Origin of the sequence: Actinomadura rupiterrae (assembly GCF_024172125.1) — a bacterium.
In the GTDB taxonomy this organism is placed as follows: domain Bacteria; phylum Actinomycetota; class Actinomycetes; order Streptosporangiales; family Streptosporangiaceae; genus Spirillospora; species Spirillospora rupiterrae.
Window position 1 is genome coordinate 591,997 of the sequence record NZ_JAMZEA010000002.1, and the last position, 20,328, is coordinate 612,324.

At 69.5% G+C, this 20,328-nt stretch carries 24 protein-coding genes; 11 read left to right on the forward strand and 13 right to left on the reverse strand.

Annotation, left to right across the window (positions count from 1 at the left end; genetic code table 11):
* Window positions 1-48: 48 nt before the first annotated feature.
* The 5 genes from FHU30_RS07225 to FHU30_RS07245 all read left to right on the forward strand — a co-directional run bounded on the left by FHU30_RS07225 (window position 49) and on the right by FHU30_RS07245 (window position 4,083).
* Window positions 49-579 (forward strand): hypothetical protein, encoded by a 531-nt coding sequence (locus tag FHU30_RS07225; protein WP_253873245.1) that lies wholly within the window; start codon window positions 49-51, stop codon window positions 577-579.
* Window positions 576-1,346 carry a DUF2637 domain-containing protein gene (locus tag FHU30_RS07230; RefSeq protein WP_253873247.1) on the forward strand — a complete coding sequence of 257 codons (771 nt, stop codon included), beginning with the start codon at window positions 576-578 and terminating at the stop codon, window positions 1,344-1,346. Before FHU30_RS07225 ends, FHU30_RS07230 begins: the two co-directional genes overlap by 4 nt.
* A 141-nt stretch (window positions 1,347-1,487) precedes the next feature.
* Window positions 1,488-1,754, forward strand: coding sequence for a hypothetical protein (locus FHU30_RS07235; RefSeq protein ID WP_253873249.1), 267 nt, complete (start codon window positions 1,488-1,490; stop codon window positions 1,752-1,754).
* A complete protein-coding gene (locus FHU30_RS07240) occupies window positions 1,751-2,107 on the forward strand; it encodes a TraA-like protein (protein ID WP_253873251.1) in 357 nt (118 codons plus the stop codon). The genes FHU30_RS07235 and FHU30_RS07240 overlap by 4 nt, the downstream gene beginning before the upstream one ends.
* 2 nt (window positions 2,108-2,109) lie before the next feature.
* Window positions 2,110-4,083: a hypothetical protein gene (locus FHU30_RS07245; RefSeq protein WP_253873253.1), complete on the forward strand. Its 1,974-nt coding sequence runs from the start codon at window positions 2,110-2,112 to the stop codon at window positions 4,081-4,083.
* A 164-nt stretch (window positions 4,084-4,247) separates the two neighbouring features.
* Here the strand turns inward: FHU30_RS07245 and FHU30_RS07250 are convergent, their stop codons facing one another.
* Together FHU30_RS07250 and FHU30_RS07255 are read right to left on the reverse strand one after the other, a co-directional pair.
* Window positions 4,248-4,739, reverse strand: a complete 492-nt coding sequence (locus tag FHU30_RS07250) for an NUDIX hydrolase (RefSeq protein WP_253873255.1) — start codon at window positions 4,737-4,739, stop codon at window positions 4,248-4,250.
* The gene (locus FHU30_RS07255; RefSeq protein WP_253873257.1) at window positions 4,729-5,466 is read right to left on the reverse strand and encodes a helix-turn-helix domain-containing protein; all 738 of its coding nucleotides are present in this window, start codon (window positions 5,464-5,466) and stop codon (window positions 4,729-4,731) included. Before FHU30_RS07255 ends, FHU30_RS07250 begins: the two co-directional genes overlap by 11 nt.
* 425 nt (window positions 5,467-5,891) lie before the next feature.
* Between FHU30_RS07255 and FHU30_RS07260 the strand changes: the two genes are divergently transcribed.
* The 4 genes from FHU30_RS07260 to FHU30_RS07275 are packed head-to-tail and all read left to right on the forward strand — an operon-like array spanning window position 5,892 to window position 7,094.
* Window positions 5,892-6,455, forward strand: coding sequence for a hypothetical protein (locus FHU30_RS07260; RefSeq protein WP_253873258.1), 564 nt, complete (start codon window positions 5,892-5,894; stop codon window positions 6,453-6,455).
* Window positions 6,452-6,661, forward strand: a complete 210-nt coding sequence (locus FHU30_RS07265) for a hypothetical protein (RefSeq protein ID WP_253873261.1) — start codon at window positions 6,452-6,454, stop codon at window positions 6,659-6,661. Before FHU30_RS07260 ends, FHU30_RS07265 begins: the two co-directional genes overlap by 4 nt.
* Window positions 6,658-6,885, forward strand: a complete 228-nt coding sequence (locus FHU30_RS07270) for a hypothetical protein (RefSeq protein ID WP_253873263.1) — start codon at window positions 6,658-6,660, stop codon at window positions 6,883-6,885. The genes FHU30_RS07265 and FHU30_RS07270 overlap by 4 nt, the downstream gene beginning before the upstream one ends.
* Window positions 6,882-7,094 carry a hypothetical protein gene (locus FHU30_RS07275; protein WP_253873265.1) on the forward strand — a complete coding sequence of 71 codons (213 nt, stop codon included), beginning with the start codon at window positions 6,882-6,884 and terminating at the stop codon, window positions 7,092-7,094. The genes FHU30_RS07270 and FHU30_RS07275 overlap by 4 nt, the downstream gene beginning before the upstream one ends.
* 102 nt (window positions 7,095-7,196) lie before the next feature.
* Here the strand turns inward: FHU30_RS07275 and FHU30_RS07280 are convergent, their stop codons facing one another.
* From FHU30_RS07280 to FHU30_RS07320, 9 genes are all read right to left on the reverse strand, one after another.
* The gene (locus FHU30_RS07280) at window positions 7,197-7,901 is read right to left on the reverse strand and encodes a hypothetical protein (RefSeq protein WP_253873267.1); all 705 of its coding nucleotides are present in this window, start codon (window positions 7,899-7,901) and stop codon (window positions 7,197-7,199) included.
* 4 nt (window positions 7,902-7,905) lie between these two features.
* Entirely contained in the window at window positions 7,906-8,454 is a 549-nt protein-coding gene (locus tag FHU30_RS07285) for a helix-turn-helix domain-containing protein (protein WP_253873269.1), read from the reverse strand.
* Window positions 8,451-8,681 (reverse strand): hypothetical protein, encoded by a 231-nt coding sequence (locus tag FHU30_RS07290; RefSeq protein ID WP_253873271.1) that lies wholly within the window; start codon window positions 8,679-8,681, stop codon window positions 8,451-8,453. Before FHU30_RS07290 ends, FHU30_RS07285 begins: the two co-directional genes overlap by 4 nt.
* Before the next feature lie 77 nt (window positions 8,682-8,758).
* Window positions 8,759-9,217 (reverse strand): hypothetical protein, encoded by a 459-nt coding sequence (locus FHU30_RS07295; protein WP_253873273.1) that lies wholly within the window; start codon window positions 9,215-9,217, stop codon window positions 8,759-8,761.
* Window positions 9,218-9,307: 90 nt separating this feature from the next.
* On the reverse strand, window positions 9,308-10,084 hold the full coding sequence (locus tag FHU30_RS07300) for a hypothetical protein (protein ID WP_253873275.1): 777 nt from the start codon (window positions 10,082-10,084) through the stop codon (window positions 9,308-9,310).
* Window positions 10,085-10,142: 58 nt separating this feature from the next.
* The gene (locus FHU30_RS07305; RefSeq protein ID WP_253873277.1) at window positions 10,143-10,487 is read right to left on the reverse strand and encodes a hypothetical protein; all 345 of its coding nucleotides are present in this window, start codon (window positions 10,485-10,487) and stop codon (window positions 10,143-10,145) included.
* Window positions 10,474-11,100 carry a hypothetical protein gene (locus FHU30_RS07310; RefSeq protein WP_253873279.1) on the reverse strand — a complete coding sequence of 209 codons (627 nt, stop codon included), beginning with the start codon at window positions 11,098-11,100 and terminating at the stop codon, window positions 10,474-10,476. The genes FHU30_RS07305 and FHU30_RS07310 overlap by 14 nt, the downstream gene beginning before the upstream one ends.
* Window positions 11,097-13,271 (reverse strand): AAA family ATPase, encoded by a 2,175-nt coding sequence (locus FHU30_RS07315; protein WP_253873281.1) that lies wholly within the window; start codon window positions 13,269-13,271, stop codon window positions 11,097-11,099. Before FHU30_RS07315 ends, FHU30_RS07310 begins: the two co-directional genes overlap by 4 nt.
* Window positions 13,272-13,576: 305 nt before the next feature.
* Window positions 13,577-13,861, reverse strand: a complete 285-nt coding sequence (locus tag FHU30_RS07320) for a helix-turn-helix transcriptional regulator (protein ID WP_253873283.1) — start codon at window positions 13,859-13,861, stop codon at window positions 13,577-13,579.
* A gap of 96 nt (window positions 13,862-13,957) precedes the next feature.
* Between FHU30_RS07320 and FHU30_RS07325 the strand changes: the two genes are divergently transcribed.
* On the forward strand, window positions 13,958-14,605 hold the full coding sequence (locus tag FHU30_RS07325; protein ID WP_253873285.1) for a helix-turn-helix domain-containing protein: 648 nt from the start codon (window positions 13,958-13,960) through the stop codon (window positions 14,603-14,605).
* On the forward strand, window positions 14,605-15,948 hold the full coding sequence (locus FHU30_RS07330) for a tyrosine-type recombinase/integrase (RefSeq protein WP_253873287.1): 1,344 nt from the start codon (window positions 14,605-14,607) through the stop codon (window positions 15,946-15,948). Before FHU30_RS07325 ends, FHU30_RS07330 begins: the two co-directional genes overlap by 1 nt.
* A 45-nt stretch (window positions 15,949-15,993) precedes the next feature.
* On the opposite strand, the gene FHU30_RS07335 is transcribed toward FHU30_RS07330, so the two are convergent.
* The gene (locus FHU30_RS07335; RefSeq protein WP_253873289.1) at window positions 15,994-17,445 is read right to left on the reverse strand and encodes an aldehyde dehydrogenase family protein; all 1,452 of its coding nucleotides are present in this window, start codon (window positions 17,443-17,445) and stop codon (window positions 15,994-15,996) included.
* A 144-nt stretch (window positions 17,446-17,589) separates the two neighbouring features.
* Window positions 17,590-19,980 (reverse strand): HelD family protein, encoded by a 2,391-nt coding sequence (locus FHU30_RS07340; RefSeq protein WP_372503856.1) that lies wholly within the window; start codon window positions 19,978-19,980, stop codon window positions 17,590-17,592.
* Window positions 19,981-20,328: the final 348 nt, after the last annotated feature.

The following is a 20,328-nucleotide window of genomic DNA, read 5'->3' on the forward strand; positions in this document are numbered from 1 at the left end:
CTCACCGCCCGGCGGGGGCCTTGACCAGGCCCCAAGGAGGCCCAGCCCATGGAGCACTTTAAGCCCTGCATCGACTTCGATCCCGTGATGCTGTCGGTCGCACAGTCCACCGGCACCGCCTGCGTGCTCTGCAGGACCGACTACTACATCTCCGACATCCCGCACGTGCCCGTGGGCGTCTCGTCCCATGGTGACCAGGTGTTCGCGTGCGAGACCTGCATCCCGACGCCGGCCGCTTCTCGCATGACGCACCGCGCGAACGACCGCATCGGCCAATGCCCCGCATGGTGCGAACTGATCACATGCGCGGGTCGGCATTGGGCCAGGATCGACGACTGGGACGGTCCCGCGCCCCGCTGGTTCGAGATCGGCATTACCGCGCGCGGCGACGTCCGGCCCGAGATCGTCATCGAGGCCGAGGAGTGGAACGAGTACGGAGAGACCGTCCGCCACTGCTGGGAGACGCTGACGCCGCTCGAAGCGTTGGCGACGGGACTGCTCGTCCGGGGCCGCCTCGGCGCGGCCCTGCTCGGGGCGTCCGCGCGTGTCCGCATTCAGCCGTGGCAGGTGACCCGATGACCCGCCCCACATTCCTCGCGCACCGCGCCACCGTTGTCCTGATGGCCGTGGTCGTCCTGGTCGCGACCGGTGATGGCTTCGCCCAGTCGTACGCGGGCCTGTACCGCTGGGCGGTCGAGCACCACTTGGCCGGCTGGAAGGCCGAGAGCTTCCCGCTGCTGGTCGATCTGTTCGTCGCCGTGGGTGAGCTGGGCCTGTTCGCGCTCGCCCTGGAGGGCGTGCGGCTCAAGGGCGACCGGCTCGCGTGGGCCGATGTCGCGCTGCCGCTGGGGATCGCCTCGGCCGGGTGGGGCGTGTCTCTGGTGTTCAACGTCGGCGCCGTCCGGGACGCGTTCTCCGACCAGGCCACGGCCGCCGTGCCGCCGGTCGCGTCCATGCTCGGCCTGCTGGTCCTGCTGCGGACCCTGCACCGCCTCGTCACCCGCTCAGCGGCCCTCGAGCCCGACACCGAACCGGTGGTGTGGGCCGACGCCGTACCCGTACCCGAGCCCGTCCAGCAGGCGTCCGCGCTGCCCTGGTGGCCACTCCCCGAGCTGCCTGCTGGCGAGCAGGACGAAGACGAGGACGACGACGTACCCGTCCCCGACTCGCCCGTACCCGGTGTGCCCGGAGACGTCGTCGAGCGGGCGCTCGAGCTGTTCCGCGAGGACCTGGACGCAGGCCGGGTGCCCACCTACCGGGCCGTCAAGGACGGTCTGAACATCGGCCAGGACCGGGCCCGGCGAGTACGCGAGTACATGCGCGTACTCGCGTACTCACCTCGGTAAATGTGGCCGGGCCCCAGGCGAGCTTTCCAGGGCGTACCTGGGGCCCGGTCCTCCCTTGAGAGGAGTCCCCATCATGACCCCACCTGCAAGTACGGCGCGAGTACGCCGTACCTGGAGCGACGATCTTTGGAGGCGCCGCCCATGACGGTCTCCCACACCCCGCCGCGGCCGGTCAGCCCGGACCCGTCGCTGTGGGCACGTCTGCGGGCCGTGCTGCGCGGCCTGGTCCTGGTCGTCGCCGCGGTCGCCCGGCCGGTGCTGACGGCCCCTGGCGCGCTGCTGTCGGCGTGGCTCGGCATTCCTCCGGGAGGGGCGCGCAGGCTCGGACGGCGCGTCGCCGACACCTACCGGCTCGGCTATCACGGTGCCCGCGAGGGCGACGTCATCGACGAGGAGGAGGACCGGTGAGCAAGGACCGCATCCCCGAGCTGTCTGAGATTCCGTTCACCGGCGCCAAGTCCATCACCGCCTACTCCCAGGCCGGACGCAAGCTCTGCCGGGACCTGACGATCGAGTTCGACATGGCCGCGGACGAGGTCTATGCGGCGCTGGTCGCCTCACAGAAGGGCAATCCGATGCTGCTCGGCGTCGATGTGCGGATCCGCGCCCGGCGTGTGCAGAAGCGCCTCAAGCGCGCATCCGAGCACACCAAGGCCGCTGGCGCGGAGATGGTGCGGTTCCACGCCCAGTTCCGCAAGGAGTTCGCCGACGTCCTCAACCCGCCCAAGAGCAAGCCCAAGTTCAACTTCAAGGACGACTGACCATGGCGAGCAAGCAGATCACCCTTGCGGAGGACTCTTCCTGGGAGCGGGTCAAGGCCGCGCAGGCGTCCAAGGTGATGACGCTCGCACCGCCGTGGGTCCTGTGGCCCGTCATCGGCGCCATCGGGACCGGCCTGCACGCGCTGTTCGGGCACGGCACGGCCGCGGCCTGGTCGGCGATCGGGCTCACGCTCGGGACGGTGCTGCTGACCGGGGTGACATGGCTGGTCGCCCACGAGCGGGGCATCCTCGGCCGCGGCTCGGCGACCACGACCACGGCTGTGGTGGCGATGTGGGTCACGGTGTGCTCGGTCGCCGGGTTCACCCAGCCCGTCATCTTGTGGTTCTGGATCGTCGGCGGCCTGGTCACCGCGGCGGCGTGGAACATCCGGACCGTGATCCGGTCCCGGCAGGGCGCCCCCGGCGTCGTCGACTCGTTGGCGTTCCTGTTCGACCAGAACAAGGACAAGGCCAACCTGGACGGCGCCCGGATGGCGACGGTGAAGGCCGGGGAACGCAAGATCGAGGCCGCGATGGCGCTCCCGGCCGGGGAGAAGGTCGTCGCCGACATCCAGAAGAAGACCGAGCACATCGAAAGCGCGATGGGGCTGCCGCCCGGCACCATCAACGTCGCGCAGAACCTCGACCGCGCCGACCTGGCGCACGTCACCCTGTCCGACCCGCGCCTGATGCGCGCGCCGATCCCGTGGCCGGGCCCGTCCCGGCCGGGCGCCTCCATCGCCGAGCCGCTCCGGCCGGGGGCGTGGCAGGACGGCGACGACGTCACCCACGTCATCATCGGCCACCACGTCCAGGTGATGGGCAAGACCGGTTCGGGCAAGTCGATCGGCGCGGCGTGGGACTACCTCGCCGAGATCATCAGCCGGTGCGATGTCGCGGTCCTGGCAGCCGACATCACCAAGGGCGAGCAGACCCTCGGGCCGCTGCGTCCGGCGCTGCACCGGTTCGAGACCACCAAGGCCGGGGTGCGGTCGCTGGTCGCCGATATGGCCGCCCAGCTCAAGCCCCGCACCGACTACCTGTCGTCGCGGGACCTGGCGAACTGGAAGCCCGGATGCGGCCTGACCTACCAGATCGGATGGTTCGAGGAGGTCCCTGACATCTTCGACGCGCTCGGCGACAAGGGTGTCGAGACGTTCCTGAAGCTGCTCAAGGCGATCCGGTCCGCCGGCGGCACCATCGTGTTGAGTCTGCAGCGGTCGGACTGGACGCAGATGCCCACGATCGCGCGTGGGCAGCTCGCCAAGCTGTGCTTCGGCGTCGAGGACAGCGGAGACGCCACCTTCGGCCTGTCGGAGGCGCAGGAGGAAGCCGGAGCCCGTCCCGAGCTGTGGGGTTCCTCCCAGCCCGGCATGGCCTACCTGGACGCGCCCGGCATCGACCGGGCCCGGATCGCGATGCCGATGCGTACCTTCGCGTGGCTGAAGGCGGACGGCATCACCCCCGACGTCGAGGCCATGCGCGCCTACGCCGCGCAGTGGCCAGCGGAGTCCAAGACCCTGGACGAGTTCACTGCGGCGATCGTGGCCGGGCAGGGTACGACCATGACCATGAGCAGTAGCGACGACGACCAGGACCCCGACGACATCGACAGCGACGACTGGACCCCGACCGTCCCGACCGAGGACCCCGACCCCGACGTCCACGGCGACATCGACGACCCGATCCAGGACGACCCCGACGATAAGGACTACGAGTTCGCCCGGCCCGAGCAGCGGCTCAGCGACGCCGAGGCGCGTACCGCGATCCTGTCGCAGTTGGCGGCGTGGATCGACGAGGGACGCACGGACTTCACCACGGCGGACCTGGCGCCGATCTGGACAGCGGCCGGGAAGTACCGGCAGTGGGCGCAACGCCAACTCACCCAGCTTCGCGACGAGGACGGAGTGATCGGGTACGACGATGAGACGCAGCGGCACACGCTATTGCGGCGCCCCGATCTCGTGTCGGCCTAGCGCGCACGGCTGCGCGTGGGTGACGCGCACACGCGAGTTGATCATGCTGCACAAGGGGTGCACACCACGGGTGCACACGGGGGTGCACACGCGCATGTGCACCTCCGCTGACCTGTGTATCCCGCCCCCAGCCCCCGCCCAAGTGCACACGTTCCGCGGAAGCGTCAGTCCACGTGCGGAAGACCGGTCGACAGGCCGTGGTCGATGCGGCGGCGCAGCGCCGGATGGATCGCATACCCGTCCAGCTCGTCCGGCTCGACCCACCGCACCTCGTCCGCCTCGTCCGTCGTCGTCAGCTCCCCGCCGACCGGCCGCGCGTGCAGGCACACGTTCACCGGCTGCCGGACCTCATCGACCCGGCCGCCCTTCACGTACTCGATCACGTGGTCCGGGGTCGTGAACACGCCGACCAGCTCGCCCGTCTCGATCTCGACGCCGGTCTCCTCCCGGCATTCCCGGACGGCGCATTCGCGGACCGTCTCGCCCCGCTTCAGGCCGCCGGTCGGGATCGTCCACAGCCCGTTATCCGGACGCCGCAGCAGCAGAATCCGCCCCTCGGAGTCGCGCACCAGCGCGGACGCCGAGGGCTTCCGCGAGGTCGGCTTCGGCGCGTCCGGGTCCTTCCAGTGGTCGATCCGCTGCGTTCTACCCGCCATTCCCGTTCGCCTCCAGCGGTCGCGCGCTCGCCCAGATCTTCTCGTAGCTTTCCAGGAAGGTCTGGAAGTACGCCCCGTCCACCCGGCGAATCCGCATGGTCGGGGTGTAGGCGGCGAGGATGCCGTACACGTGAATGTTGACGATCATCTCGTCGTCGAACCGGTAGATCGACGCGTACAGCGGGGTGTCGTGGAGCCGGATGTCGAACAGGTCGGTGAACGGCCGGTAGTACGACAGGACCGCGGCGACCCGGCCGCCGACCCCGCCGCCGATCTCGTTCTCGGCATCACGGGACGCGAGCTGCCGCCCGTCCGGGTCGCCGAACATCATCCTCACGCGGGCGCCTGCCTCGGCCTTGGCGCGCAGCATCGGAATCCAGTCGGGGATCTCCTCGGCCAGGAACAGCCCAGCGAAAGCGATGTAGTCCACATTCCTCTCCGCGCCGCGAAGAAGATCTGTCCACAACTCGCGCGGGACGTCGGCACGCCGAGGCCAAGTGGTCACCAGCTCCGCGCCGGTGAGGCTGGCCTTGTCGACGGAGGCGGGCCACAGGTAGCTCTCGTCCTCACCGAGGGCGGCGGCGACGCGGTAGCGGGTTCGGGGGTAGGGAACCATGTCGCTGTGCAGCCAGCGCTCGACGCTTTTGGTGGATACCTCGACGGCTTGGGCAAGTCCCTCGACGTCGAGGCCGGCGCGGAACATGGCCCGGCGTAGGCGCTCGTTCATGCCGTGAGGGTGTCATCTCCGGACATCTCGCGGCACGCGCTTGGCCGATAGATGTCGGTAGATGTCTTGTGGTGTCGTCGCCGTGGGTTATGCCTCGGGCGCATCGTGTGTCGTGTGCCACAGAGACGGCCTGCCGATAGCAGGCCGCGGGTGGTCGGACGTGGACGCGGCGACTCTTGCACCGGAGGGACGTCGTGTCCGCCGGACGCCGCGCGGCCGTCCGTACGCCGGGAGACGGACGGACGGCCACGCGGTCGAGAGCGACGACGGTTCCCACCCCTGCCGTCCCGCTCACACGTGCCGGCCGTGACCCCCGACCCGTTCCCCGCAGGCCACGACCGGCACGCCCCCGACGACAAGACGGCCCCGGCCGCTGCGCGAACAGCGGAGCCCGGGGCCTTGATCGGACACTGGAGGTCCGACCCGTGAACGATCGTACGAGCAACCCAGGCGAAGCGGGACTCACCGCAGCGGAACAGTCCGACCTTCGGGCCCTCGAACGCGACTTCGCCGGCTGGCACGTGCAGGTCGCCACCGGCCTTCCGTCGCTCCGCTGGAACGCGCAACGCAAGCAGACAACCGCCTGGGACCTCGGTGTAGGCGGCGTCCGCACGCTGAACGCTGCCGATGCGGTCGGCCTGCGGTGGATGCTCGTCCGGACGGCCGTCTGGGACGCCGAGGTCGCCGCCGACTGTCCCCCGCCCGCGCAGTCTCCCCTCGGCCGGGTCGCGGCTGAGCGGCTGACCGAGCTGGCGTGCATCCTGCGTGGGCTCCGCGTCGGGGTCGAGGCGTCGGACGTGAGCGTGCTGGTCACCAACCCCGACGACCGCGGGAAGCAGGTCCGGATCGTGTGTCGTCCGCGCCTGGTCGACGCGGGACAGCTTTGGTTTTTCGACGCGTGGGGCCGTGCTCTCGCCGAGGCCGATCACGTGCAGGACGCCGTGACCGAGATCCGGCGGCTTCTCGCCGGGACGGCGGCCCGGTCGTGACCGCGGTACCGGGGCGGCTCGACGGCGATACCGGAGAACTGCTCGACGCGCTGCACCGCGAGTACCCGGCCGTTATGTCGTGGCGTGGGCAGTTCACCGGGACGTGGTGGGCGCTGCTCGGTGGCCACCTGGTCGAGGCGCCCGATGCGGTCGGCCTCGCGCGGCTGATCCGCGAGCACCTCCCGCACCGGGCGATGTGGTCGTGACGGCGTACAAGCTGCTCCGCGACCGCGGCGGCATCTACGTGGTCCACACCGGTGACATGCCGCGAGCGTGGGTGAGTCCGGGGGAGGACCCGGCCTCCTGGTTCGGGCGTGAGGTCGGATCGCCTCGGGTGCGGGAGTTCCGATTCCCGTTCGGGGCGCCGAAGTCCGAGCGGGACGCGGCGCGGCAGGTCGCGGCGATGCTGCTGGGTGGTGAGGTCCGGTGAAGTTCGAAGACGCCGACGGGTTCTACGTCCTCACCAGCGACGACGGCCGCGAGCGGCTGCGGTGCCGGCCCAACCCGTTCCGAACGGGCTACTGGGAGATCACGCTCCCGGACGGCCGGACCCGGCATCGCTACTACCCATGCGACCTTGACGAGCCGACCGCGAAACATGCGGCGGCGCTGTTCGTCGCCTACACCGAGTTCCGATAGGCCCCGCGGCCCGGGGCTGACGGCGTGCGCCTCGGGTCGCGGTCCAACGGGGGCCGTTCCGATACCTGGGAGGGGGATCGGGACGGCCCTCGGCCTTTTTCGTCAGAACGCGCGCAGCTCGGCGCGTCGGCGGTCCGCCGAACCGAAAATCTCGTCGTACAGCTCGTCCGCCGCGCGTTCCTCGACCGGCTTCGCGGCGGCAGCAATCGCCCTGCGAGCCGCCACGGCAGCATCTCGCGCGCGTTCTCCGGCCGCCGCACCGCCAGCCACCGCCCAACGCTCAACGCGAGCGTAGAAGTCCCTCAGTCCTCTCGCTTCGGCGAACCGGCCATCGAGGGTGTGCGCCGCGATGCCCTCCGCGCTCGAAGCGTCCTGGAGAAGCTCCAGAGCCTCCGGCAGCGTCTCCGCCTCAGCGATAGCGGGCCGCGTCCACCACGGCGCTCCCGACATCACCCGCGGGTCCAGACCGGACGCGGTCGCCAGGGGCAGCACACCGCTCCCAGGGAACAGCTCCGGCGGCGCCGACACCCTCGACGCATCCCGGTACGCGTGATCGCCGCGGGTGGCCTCAGCGAGGAGTTCGCCGGCCGGGTCACCCGCGAACGCCGACACCACGTGGGCGTTACGAGCCGACGCGGCATGCCTCCCAGGCGACGCCTCGACCTGGCCGTCCGGCTCGGACGGATCGAGCACCGACGCGAGATCCTCGACATCGACCTCGGTCACCCGCCCGGCCTTGATTTCCTTACGGTAGAAGTCTCGTCGGGACGCCATGATGCGGCCCGTTCGGACCGCCCAGTCGATCACGTCCTCACCCGGACGCCGCGGCCTGTCGCTCATCTTCCCTCGCCTCCCGTCGCTTCCTGTACGCCCGGATTTCGGGCTCGGGGATCTCCCAGCGACCCCGCACCCGCACCGCCGTAATCCAGCCGTGGACGCATGCACGCCGGACCATCCGATCCGAAATGCCGAGCTGTTCGGCGGCGGCGCGGGTGCTGAGTCCTCCCGGGACCACCGGCCCCGACTCTGCCCCGCGCACCTCGTCCACCGCGACAGCGGAACCCCCAGCGGAACCCCGCAAGGTGGCGCGGAAGACTTGACGCGGCTCCGGTGGCGGCCCCTGCTCGATGAGCTTCAGAACGGTGTACGCCCTGACGAACACCTCGTTCCCCGCAATAGGCGCGCCGCCCTGCCGCATCGCCGCGCCTTTCACCGACACGTCCAAGGCCGCTCGAAATATGCGCGCGCCGTCCTGCGTAATCCAGCCCGGATAGTCCCGATCACGCAGCGGCGACAGAATCACCGGGGGAAGCGGGGGCCGCGCCTTCGGGGATTCCGCCTCGTCCTGGTGCTCGCTCACAGCGACTTCCGCGCCGTCGCCAGGCCGATTGCCGCCAGCACTTCGCGCGGCCCCTCAGCGTCATGCACCGCCCACTCGCCGCCCAGTGTGCTCGCCAACACCACCACCGACGCCGTCACCACGGGCAGGTCAACCGGCGACACGTCCGCAAGCAAGTCGTTCAGGATCGCATGGTCGCCGCCACCAGGCCGGGACGCCTCCACCACGAGTGCGACCGCGGTCCCCATCGCAGGCACACCGGCCGGGGCATGGGGCGTCGGCGCGGCGGGACGTCCCCGCAGGGCAGCCCACGCCGCACGCCACCTCACGCCGCACCCGAGATCTCGACGAGCTTGGCGCGGATCCGCGACGACGCAACCGCCCGCTCGGCCTCCGGCAACGGCTCGACCGCGTAGTCGATCAGCGCGATCAGCGCGGCGACCTTCGCCTCCTCGATGGCGGCGAGCCGCTCGTCGATGTTCAGGCGCGCGATCGAAGTGAGGATCTTCTCGCACCTGTCCATCGCCCGTTCGAACAGGGCGATCTCGGCGCGGAGCTGCTCACCGCCGTCCGTCGAGTACCGGATCGAGGTGAGTTCGTTGACGCGTTCGGCCATCGCGTCCTTCCACGCTTTGGCCTCACCCCCCAGGGCCTTGAGTTCCTCAAGGGCGTTCTCGACGGGCGGCGCATCGAGGCGGGCAAGGGCCTGCTCCGCCTGATAGGCCAGCTTCACCCCCGCGGTCTTTCTCCCGAGGTGCATTCGGCATTTGTCCGAGCCGTTCACCGCCGGCCCCTCGCAGGGCTCGCCGTTCTTCTTCCTGCCTGCACAGTTCCGTCGCATGGGGTTCCTCACCTTCGGTTGATTGCATGGGGGTCAGTTCTCGGTGTCGACGACCGGGCCGCGGCACGCCTGTGCGGCGGCCTGGGCGGGGGTTGTGGACGGCGCGAACATTTCATGTGCCGCCTCGTGTGGCTGCTCCAGCGTCCACTTGTCGGTCAGGGCCGTGACCGGGAGCAGCTCGCCGGGGGCCGCATCGTCGAACGGTGAACGCACCATCGGGACACCGTCCGCGCTGAGCGACTCCACCGGCAGCGTGACGGTCAGATCGTCGCCTTCGACGGTCCGCAGCGTCGTAATCGCCATCACTCCTGTTGATGATCCGCCGATTCGATCGGCTAGGCCGCTGGCGACCATCGCATGCCGGAACACCTGCGACATGTTTTTGCTGAACTCCGGCGCCCAGGGGGAATGGGTGGCGAAGACCCGCATGACCCAGGCGTCGTCGGCCAGCGGAATGACGGTCCCGGAGGCGCCGACGAACCGCAGGAGTTCGGGATCGTCCGGGGGCTGCTCGGCGTACTCGTCCTCGAACACCGCCAGCAGCTCCCGGTAGGACAGGCCGGTCGGCTCGACCAGATCGGGGAGGCGGATCCAGTAGGTGTTGTCGGTGGTGCGGTACATCGGGCGTACTCGGCCGAACCCCCAAAGGTCGATGTCGCCGGCGGCAAGGTACAGGCCGCGTTCCTCTGCGAAGTCGATGATGGCGTCGAGGACGGCGAGGGGCTCGTTGTCGTCGTCGTTGTGCCACAGCTGCGCGGCGGCGTCGCGCATGGCGGCGATGTGCTCGGCGTGGTCGGTGGTGGTGGTCATGGGATCCTCCGGTTGGGGCCGGGCCCGGTACCAGCGGGCCCGGCCTTGGTGGTGGTCGTCAACGGGTGCCGGTGGGCAGGACGCCGTAGTCGCGGTGCAGGCCCCGCAGGACGCCGACCATGTCCGGCGAGCCGTAGCGGGCGCGGAGTTCGGAGGAGCGGCGGCGGGCGCCCTTCTGCCACTCGGCCGGCAGGTTCAGCGACACGACGGTCCCGTCGTCGGTGCGGGTGTCGGCGTACTGCTCCCAGCGCTCGGCGAACTCCTCGATCGACGGGGCGATGAGCAGGGCCATGGCGCGCAGGCCGATGACCATCTCGCCGTGCATCTCGTTGCCGGGGTCATCGAGCAGGGCGACGTGAGGGAACAGGTCTTCGGCTCCGGGGACGGGTTTACGGGTGGACATGGGTGTCCTTCCTGTTGTTGATCCGGTTGAGGGCTGTCTCGTAGCGGGTGCGGGCGGCGATGAACGCCTCGTTGGTGCCGCCTCGGTCGGGGTGGGCGTTGGCCATCTCGTCGCGGAGGCGCTTCACCTCGGCAGTGGCGTCGATCGGCTGGCCGAGCTGGGGCGGCTCGGCGTACACCGTGGCGTCCGGTTCCCACCAGCCGCGGCTAGAAGGCCGCACCTCCCCATCCCGCTCCAGCGGCCCGCGGGGCACATAGCCGATGACCGGGCGGCGGGAATGCCCGACGACCTCACGGACGTAGTAGATGCGCTTGGCCGTGACCTTCGTGACCGGGAACCGCACCACGCGCGGCGGCAGGAGGTAGCCCTCCCCGTCCTCGCCGCGGTTGCTGTCGACGCCGTAGACGTACTTCCTGCTGGCCGCGTCGGCTTCGGTGGGTTGAAGTCGAGCGAGCTTGTTCTTGTGTCGTGCGGCGAGGCCGTGACGTCGTCGCTCGGCGAGTTCGGCGAGGCGCTCATGGCGCCGGTCGCGGGTCTGCTGGGCTCGGGTGATGCGTTCAGCGAGACGCTCCTCAACGGCCGTTCGCATATCGGCCTCGATTTCGTCGCTCATGCGGCGTCACCGCAATTGGCTGCATGGGCGTGGGAGTTTTGCGACCATCCACATCCGCTACAGGTCTGCGCCCCACCTAGCTCACCCTGCGTAGCGGCGCCCTTGGGGTGGTCATCGGAGGCGACTCCAGTCGGCTCACGCACACGCCCCTGAGCCGACTGAGAGTCATCGACGGTGTTTCCGCTGGTAGTTCCAGTTGGCTCAGTCAGCTCACCTCCAGTCAGCTCACCGCCACGTGAGCCGACTGGGATGTCACCATCGGTGACGAACTCCGGGTGTATCCAAAACGACGTTTTGGGAAATCCCAAGCTCTTGTGGGCTACCTTCGCCTTCGCCTTAGCACGCTTTACCGTGGCCTCGGAGAAGCCCTCCTTCTTGGCCTGCTTCATCACCTCTGAGCGCGCCACTTCTCCACGTTTCTCAAGGAGGAATTCCTTGAGCCACTCGGTCGCTTCCTCGACTTCGCTGCGTTCCTCCGCCGAGGTGTGCTCCCGGTTGAGGACGTCGTTGATGCTCTGGTCGGTCTCGCCCAGCAGCACGAACCGGCCCACGTCGGAAGGACCCTCGGAGGTCTGGACGCTGTACGGCTCAACGCGGTACCGCAGGCTCGGCAGGTTACGAGCCGCGATGTTGGTCTTGATCAGCGAGAGGATGCACGATCCGTCCTCAGACTCCCGATCCTCCGCGAACCCGATTGCGGAACGAACGACCTGCCCGAACTCCGACGATCCCGAGATCATGTGGAGCGGGTTGGAGTCGCTGGACTTGCGGAAGTGCGCTACCCCGACGATCGCGATACCGAGTTCCTGCGCGAGGCGCGCGAGCGGTTCGAGGTTCCGGCGGACGACACCCTGTTCGGTGAGCTTGGCGCCCCCGAACGTCGAGAGCAGCGCATCGAGGACGACCAGCCGAGCACCTGTCGTCACGATCTCCTCGCGCAAGGTCTCGAGGTCGACGGCCAGGGTGACGACGTCTTCGTGTTCGGGACTCGTCTCAACGTAGAGCCGGTACACCATGTCGGGGTCGGCATCGGCCGCGTCGAACCGCGGAGCCAGGGTGTACTCCCATGAGTCCTCAGTGCCGAGGTACAGGACGGGAGCCGGTGAGCCCTTCAGCTCTCCGTCCAGCTGGCCGCGCGAGACCTGAGCGGCAAGCCACACCGCGCCCTGCGACTTTCCGATGCCCGCATGACCGACCCAGAGCGTCAGCTCGCCGAGCGGAAGGCGCTGATCCCAGAGGTATTTGCGGCGGCGGCGCTTGATCTGCCGGAGCGGCTGCGACTTCACCCGCCGCGTCGGCGTCGGCTCCTCCGCCACACCGTCCGCCTGCTTGGCATCGCGTGCGACCTCGCCGGATGCGTTCAGGGGCCGCAGCTCGTCCAAGGCGTGGCCGGCGTTGAGGTGGTCGGAGATATCGGCCTTGGGGTGGTCGACCGCTGGCCGCATGACGACCAGGCTCTTGGTGACGGGCCCCAGCAGCTCCGCCGTGCGCTCCGCGTGTTTGACGCCGGCGTCGTCGTTGTCGGCAACGATCACCACGTCGGCGCCGCGGAACCATTCAGCGAACGGCTGAGGCCACGGACTGCCTGTCCCACCACTGTTACAGGTGGCGACCTCGCCCATGCGGACGAGGCGGTCGACGTCCTTCTCGCCCTCCACCACCCACACGCGTCGCCCGGCCTGGACGGCGGCAAGGAGGTCAGGCAGGCGGTACAGCACGCGTCGGATGCCCTGGATCCCACGCGTGCCGTCCGGCCGGTACTGCGCGAAGGACTTGGACTTGCCTTCCCAGCCCGGTTCCCAGCGCTTGACCTTGTACAACAGGACGCCGGACTCATCGTGGTACGGGTACTCGGCGACAGCGGCGGGACGCTGCTTCGTCTCCTCGCGTGGGGCGCAAAGATCGGCCATGGTGAGACCGACCGCGGCGACGATGTCCTCGGCCGGGCATTGTTGGGATTGGCATTTCAAGAGGATCGGTTGGTCGCGTCCAGGCTCGATGCTCAAGGACGGGTCGTGATCTTCATGCGCTGGACACAGCGCCGTGTAGCCCTTGCCGACTCGCCGGACCTGTTCCAGGAGTGGAAGCAGCTTGTCGTGTAGGGGGTCGCTCATCAACGCGCCGCCGAGCCATACGTGCGCGCCGGGATGACCCAGACCAGGCGTCCGCATCCTGCTCGCCGTACTCCTTGCGCGGCGCCTTGGTCGCGGGCGCGGCCGAAGTGCCCAGCTCCGCAATGCGGGCAGCGGAAGGCAATCCACCACATCGTCCGACGTCCAGCGGGGGCGTAGACGGAGGCGTGCGCAGCCGGGAGGCGCTTAGTGCCCTCGCGGGTGTCCGGCGGCTCGGTTACCATCGAATCGTCCTTTGGCGTTGGGACTGGTAGGTCGCTGTGGCGGCGACCAGAGCGTTTGAGCGGCTCGTGGGGCGGTGACCTGCGGGCCGTTCTGCTGTATGCGCTGGAGGACGCGCATCATCAAGCCGCGTCGTTGTCGGTGATGTAGTTCGCGTCTTCCCAGGCGATTACGTCCGCGAGCCTGTACCGGACGTGGCGGCCGAGCTTCATGCGCCGTGGGCCGCCACCCCTGCTGTTCCAGCGGTAGACGGTCTCCAGCGGAACACCGACCCGCTCGGCTAGGGCTTCCGGGGTGAGGTGCTGTTCCGCGGAAGGCGAGTGCTTCTTCGGCCTGGCCGATCGCTGCGGACGCTCGACGGACAGCGCATCGGCCGTCAGTGGCCCAACAGAACTATTCTTGCGCATCGTGCGCTCCTGATTATCCGTATGACAAATGGATGATCGGGGCACAGTCTGGCATGGCCTGGCGTCGCTGTGCAAGCGGATGCTACGTTTATCCGCGTGACAAATTCGAAGAGGGCCAGCGACCTGATCGGCGACCGGATCAAGGAACTTCGGAAGCTGCGCGACCTGACCCGTGACGAACTCGCGGCGAGGTGTGCTGAGCTGGGGGCGGGCCTCTCGGCCGCCATGCTGGTCAACATCGAATCCGGCAGGCCGGACGAAGAGGGGAAGCGCCGGCGAGATGTAAGCGTCGACGAACTACTCATCCTCGCCGTTGCCCTGGACGTCCCTCCCGCGCTGCTGCTCCTCCCGCCCGATCAGGCCGGCGAGGAGCGGACATGGCTGGAGATCACTCCGAAGATGAAGACGTCCGCATGGGGGTTGGCGACCTGGCTGTCCGGCGAAAGCGACCAAATGATCCCAAAAGTGGATGAAGCTGGCGTAGTCAGTGCAGAACGTCGGCGTATGTGGCGGCAGGCCGCACACCCGCTCCGCCTGTACCGGATCTGGATGGAGCGTTTTGAAGCGGTGGCCAAGGGCGAGAACGAGGCGGCCTTGCTGGCGCTCGCCGATGTCCTGGAAGTGATGATTTCGATGGGCATCACCCCTCCGCCTACTCCTGACGACTGGGTTGCAGTCATGCGGGAAAAGGGCTGGCTCAAGCACCCCGACGAAGTGCCCATCCAGCCCAAGTGGAGCGACTGATGGCACGTGTGAAAGACCTCTGGCACTCCGAGGTCAAGGACCCCAACGACCCCGAGAAGACGATCAAGAAGAAGACGGCCCGGCACAAGGACAACGGCGGCAACCCAAAGGCCAAACGGTGGCTCGCCGTGTGGATCGGACCGGACGGCAAGGAGAAGACCAGGGCGTTCCGCATCCAGCCAGATGCCGAGAAGTACGCCCGCAAGATGGAGGAGGACATCGAGCGAGGCGAGTACATCGACCCCAAGGCTGGTCGGGAGCTGCTCGACGCGGTCGCTCGCAAGTGGCTCCGTCTGCAAGCCGTGGGCGCGAACAGCGGGCGCCGCTACGAAAGCGTCTACCGGCTGCATATCGAGCCGACGTTCGGACGACGGAGCATCGCCTCGGTCAAGCCCTCCGAGATTCTGGAATGGCTCCGTGGGTTGGAGAAGACCCTCGGGCTGTCCACTCAGGAGATGGCGCACATGGTGCTCATGGGGGTCTTCTCCCTGGCTGTCGCGGACAAGATGCGCAAGGACAACCCGGTGGGCTCGCCGATCGTTCCCAAGCCCCGCAAGGAGCCGGCAGAGCGCGACCCGTGGGACGTGCCCCTCATCTGGTCCGTCGTCGATGCGCATCCCGCGCCTTATCGAGCAGCGCCGATCATCGCCGCCGGGTGCGGCCTGCGCCAAGGTGAGGCGTTCGCCGTTGCAGAGGAGGACTTCGACTTTGAGAACGGCAGGCTGTACGTCCGGCGCCAGGTCATCCGGATCGGCACAGAGATCGTCTTCAAGCTTCCCAAAGGCGGCAAAGAGCGCATCGTGCCGCTCGCTGATGGCGTCGCCCGCGAGGTCAAGGCGCACATAGAGGCATATCCGCCAGTCTCCGTTTCCCTGCCCTGGATGCAGGAGAACGGCACCCTTGCCGAGGACGAGCACGCTGCCCGGGTGCTGTTCGTCTGGCACGGCAAGAGCAGGAGGACTAACGGCAAATGCCTCCAGACGTCCTCGTACAACGACGTCGTGTGGAAGCCGGCACTAGCCGAGGCCGGGGTCATCGCCAAGCCCGACCGTGGTCCCCGCGGTGGTACGCCTCGCTATGTGTCGAGGCGCGCGAACGGGATGCACAACCTTCGCCACTACTTCTCGACGGCGCTGCTGGACGCCGGAGTCTCGCTCGCTGGCGTCATGGAGTTCATGGGGCACTCCAAGAAGGGGGCGCCGGTCACGCTCGGCGTTTACGGTCACGTGACAGAGGAGACGTTCGAGTCGGCCCGAAAGGCGATCAGCCGGAGCCTGTTCCCGCTGCGCGCCGTCCAAGATCGTTTGTCTGGCGGAACAGTGGCAGAACAGGCGGTCCGGTGATGATCGCCAATCGGACGTTTCCCCTGGTAGACGAAGCATGTGGCCTTATGTCTCAATCAAGCAGGCCTTCTCGCGGGTGTAGGCGAGGACGGAGTCGTGCCCGTAGCCGCTGTCCTTGACGCCTTCCAGCGGGAACATGACCTTGCGGAAGGTGTTGACCCAGACGGTTCCGGTTTCGAGGCGGCGGAACATGCGCTGCGCGGTGCCGAGGTCGCGCGTCCAGACGCCGGCGGCGAGGCCGTAGGACGAGTCGTTCGCGATGGCCACGGCCTCGTCCTCGGTGTCGAAGGGGAGGACGACGGCGACCGGGCCGAAGATCTCCTCCTGGCAGATGCGCAGGCCGTTGTCCTCGGTCGCGAACAGCGTGGGCTCGACCCAGTAGCCGTTCGCGAGCCGCTCGTCGCCGACGGCCTCGGCGCCGGAGCGGCCGCCGAAGACCAGCTCAGCGCCCTCTTTCTGCCCGATCTCCAGGTAGGACGTGACGCGCTCGAACTGCTCGCGCGACACGATCGGCCCCATGGACGTCCCGGCCGACATCGGGTCGCCGAGCCTGATCGTCGCGGCGATCTCCTTCATCCGCCGCAGCATCTCGTCGTGGACCGGGCGCTGGACGAGGATGCGCGAGCCGCCGTAGCAGATCTGGCCCGCGTTGGCGGTGAAGATCGCCTGGGTGGTGACGCCGGCGGCGGCCTTGTCCAGGTCGGCGTCCGCGAACACGATGTTGGGCGACTTGCCGCCGAGTTCGAGCGCGAGCGGCTTCAGCGCGTCGGCCGACGCCTTGGTGATGAGCCGCGCGGTCCCGACCGAGCCGGTGAGGCTGATCTTGTTGACGCCGCGGTGCCGGACGAGCGGGTCGCCGACCTCCTCGCCCAGCCCGGACACCACGTTCAGCACGCCGGCGGGCAGGACGTCCTTGAGTAGCTCGGCCAGCCGCAGCGACGACACCGTGGCCTGCTCGGCGGGCTTGATGATCACCGTGTTCCCGGCCGCGAGCGCGAACGCCGCCTTCGCGGAGAACGTCGAGATGGGGGAGTTCCACGGGATGATCCCGAGCGTCACCCCGTACGGTTCGCGGCGGGTCAGGCCTAGGCTTCCGGGGCCGAAGTCGACCGAGCGCCCCTCCACGGCGGCGGCGCACTCGGCGGCGGCGTTCGTCCACAGGTACGTCATGCCGGGGAGGTCGCGCTTGGCCGTCTCGTTGATCGTCCGGCCGTTGTCCCGCGTCTCCAGCTCGGCCAGCTCCTGGGCGTGCTTGGCGAACACCCCGGCGACCTTGCGCAGGTAGTGGGCGCGTCCGGCGGCGGGCATCCCGGACCATTTCGGGAACGCGGCGCGCGCGGCGGCCACCGCGGCGTCCGCGTCCTCCGGACCGCTCCGGGGGATCCGGGCCCAGACCTCCCCGGTCGCCGGATCCACGCTGTCGAGCGTCCCGCCGCCCGCCGCCGCCCGCAGCTCCCCGCCGACCAGGTTCTGGTACTCCCGCAAACCGTCCACCATGCGCCGTCCCTCCAGATTCGCTCAGCAAACAAGCGTACGCTTGGGCGACCCCCGGAGGAAACCCCACCCCGCCCCGGAGGCCGGGGCGGGGCGTGGCGTGTGCGGGGCGGGGCGGGGCGGGGCGTGCGCGGGGCGGTCGGCGGGCTACTCGTGGAGTCGGGCGAGGCTCTGCGGGAGGTCGGCGTCGTGGACGACCGTCAGGCGGCGCGTCGCGCGGGTGACGGCGACGTAGAGGTCGTGGCCGCCGCGCGGGCGCTCGGTGGTGATGCCCGCCGGGTCGACCACGATCACCGCGTCGAACTCCAGGCCCTTGGACTCCTCGGCCGTGAGGACGACGACCGGCGCGTCCAGGGCCTCGGGCGTCGCGCCGGCCAGCGCGTCCGGGAGGACGGCGCGCACCCCGGCGTGGTGCGCCAGCGACGAGATCACCGCGAGCCGCCCCTCGCCGTCGCGGCCCGTCGCGATCGCCGCGAACTCCTCGGCGACGAGTTCGGGAAGGGTGCCCAGGTCGGGGAGCGGCAGGCGGACGGCCTGGGGCGGCGGACCGTCGTCGCGGACGGGCGCCGGCGGCGTCTGCGACGGGTCGACCGACGCGAGGACGTCCGCCGCGACGTCCATGATGGCGGCCGGTGTCCGGTAGTTGACCATGAGGCGCTGCTCGCGCCACCGCCCCGGGACGTACCGGTCGAGCATGTCGCCCCAGCCGCGCGCGCCCGCCGGGCTGCCGGTCTGCGCGGTGTCGCCGACGACCGTCATCGACCGGGTCGGGACGCGCCGCATGACCGCCCGCCACGCCATTTCGGACAGCTCCTGCGCCTCGTCCACGATGACGTGCCCGTACGCCCACTGGCGGTCGGCGGCGGCGCGGTCGGCGGTCGTCCGGTGCGGGCCGCCGTCGTGGTGGCGGTCGGCGATGTCGGAGGCGTCCATCAGGGACGTCCACCAGCCCTCGGTCATCTGGATCACCTCGGCCGCGTACCGCTCCTCCTCGGCGCGGGCCGCAGCGGCGGCGCGCTGGCGGGCGCGCTCGGCGGGGTCGTCCTGGCCGAGCCACTCGGCCGCATCGTCGAGAAGCGGAACGTCCTCGACCGTCCAAGCGGACGCCCCCGGCTCGCGGTGCAGGAGGGCGGATTCGGTGGGGGTGAAACCGACCTTCCGGCCCAGCCGGGTGAGGCCGTCCAGGTCGGCGAACAGCTCCGTGAGCAGGGTCTCCGGCGTGAGCTCCGGCCACAGGGCGTCGATCGCCTTGCGGACGGGCGGGAGCTGCCACAGCTCCGCCTTGGCGAGCTTCATGTCCGCTTCGTCCAGGAGCGGGGTCTCCTCGGCCTCCTCGTTCAGCTGCTTCAGCCAGGCGGGGACGCCGCCGCTGTCGGCGACCAGGGCCTCCAGCGGCTCCTCGATCATCCGCTCGTACTGCTCGGCGCGGTCGATCGCGAGCGCCTCCAGCATCTCGTGGACGAACACCCGCCGCTGGACGTTGTGCGGCGCGCGCAGCGCCTGCGCCGTCCGCTTCGCCTGGGCGCAGGCCGCCGCGTCCACCTGGAGGGTCAGGTCGTCGAGCGGGACGGACAGGCCCTCGTCCGGCGCGCGCTCGCGGTCGTGGACGGCCGCCTCGATCAGGTCCGCCATGCGATGGTCGCCCTTGATGACCGCGACGTCCGGGGTGTCGTGAATCGTCGCGTGCACTCCGGGGTAGAGCGATCCGACCGTTGTGAGCACGACGTCGGTCTCGCCGAGCCCGGGCAGCACCTGCTCGATGTAGCGCAGGAACGTCGGGTTCGGCCCGACGATCAGGATTCCGCGGCGTTCCAGCACGTCGCGGTGGGTGTAGAGGAGGTAGGCGGCGCGGTGCAGCGCCGCGACGGTCTTGCCCGTGCCCGGCCCGCCCTGCACGACCAGGACGCCGTGCAGCCCCGACCGGATCACCTCGTCCTGCTCCTGCTGGATGGTCGACACGACGTCGCTCATCCGGCCCGTCCGGCCGCGGCGGAGCGTGGCGAGCAGCGCCGCCTCGCCGACGACCGAGCGGCGCGCGTCCTCGCCGAGGCCGTCCAGGTCGAACACCTCGTCGTCCACCCGGACCACCTCGCGGCGCCGCGTGTGCAGGTGGCGGCGGCGCGCGAGCGTGCCGGGGGAGGACGGCGTGGCGGTGTAGAACGGGCGCGCCGCGGCGGCCCGCCAGTCGATCAGCAGCGGCTCGCGGTCCTCGTCGCGCAATCCGATGCGTCCGATGTAGAACGTGTCGGACGGTTCGCCCGGCCTGTCGGGACGGTGGTCGATCCGTCCGAAACACAGCCCGTGCTCGACCCCGAGCAGCCGGGACAGCGTCCGAGCGGCCTCGTCCGTCGCGACCGACTTCTCCAGCTGCGCCTGGAGGCCGGCGCCGCCCCCGCCGAGCGGCCCGTGCCGCAGCGCCCGCTCCGCGCCCTCGCGCTCCGCGTCGAGCCGCGCGTACATGTGGCCGACCCGCGCGCCCTCCTCCTGGAGCGCCCGCCGGACGGCCTCGTCCCCTGCCGACGTGTCCTGGTCGTTCATGCCCGCCTTGTCGCTCACGCCGTTCTCCGCCGTTCCGTACTGATCGTCCGCTGTGCTCATGCTCGCCCCGACTTCCCCGCCACTACCGCTCCCGATCCCGGCACTCCCTTCCGCTCGCCGCCCCCTCTGCTCCTGGCCTCTGCGCGACCGCCATCGCCGACCTGATTCGGATTCGCCGGACGGCTTGACAGGCCGGAGTTGACGTGTCTGCTTTCCCTTGCTATTCTTGTTCTCATGGTGGGATGAGTGCGTTCAGTTGAGCCAAGATCTTTAAGTTTACCACCTCCGGTGGCTCCTGCGCCCGTTTCGTTCCCCGCCTCCAAGATCGTTTCTCGTATCCTCGCCGTA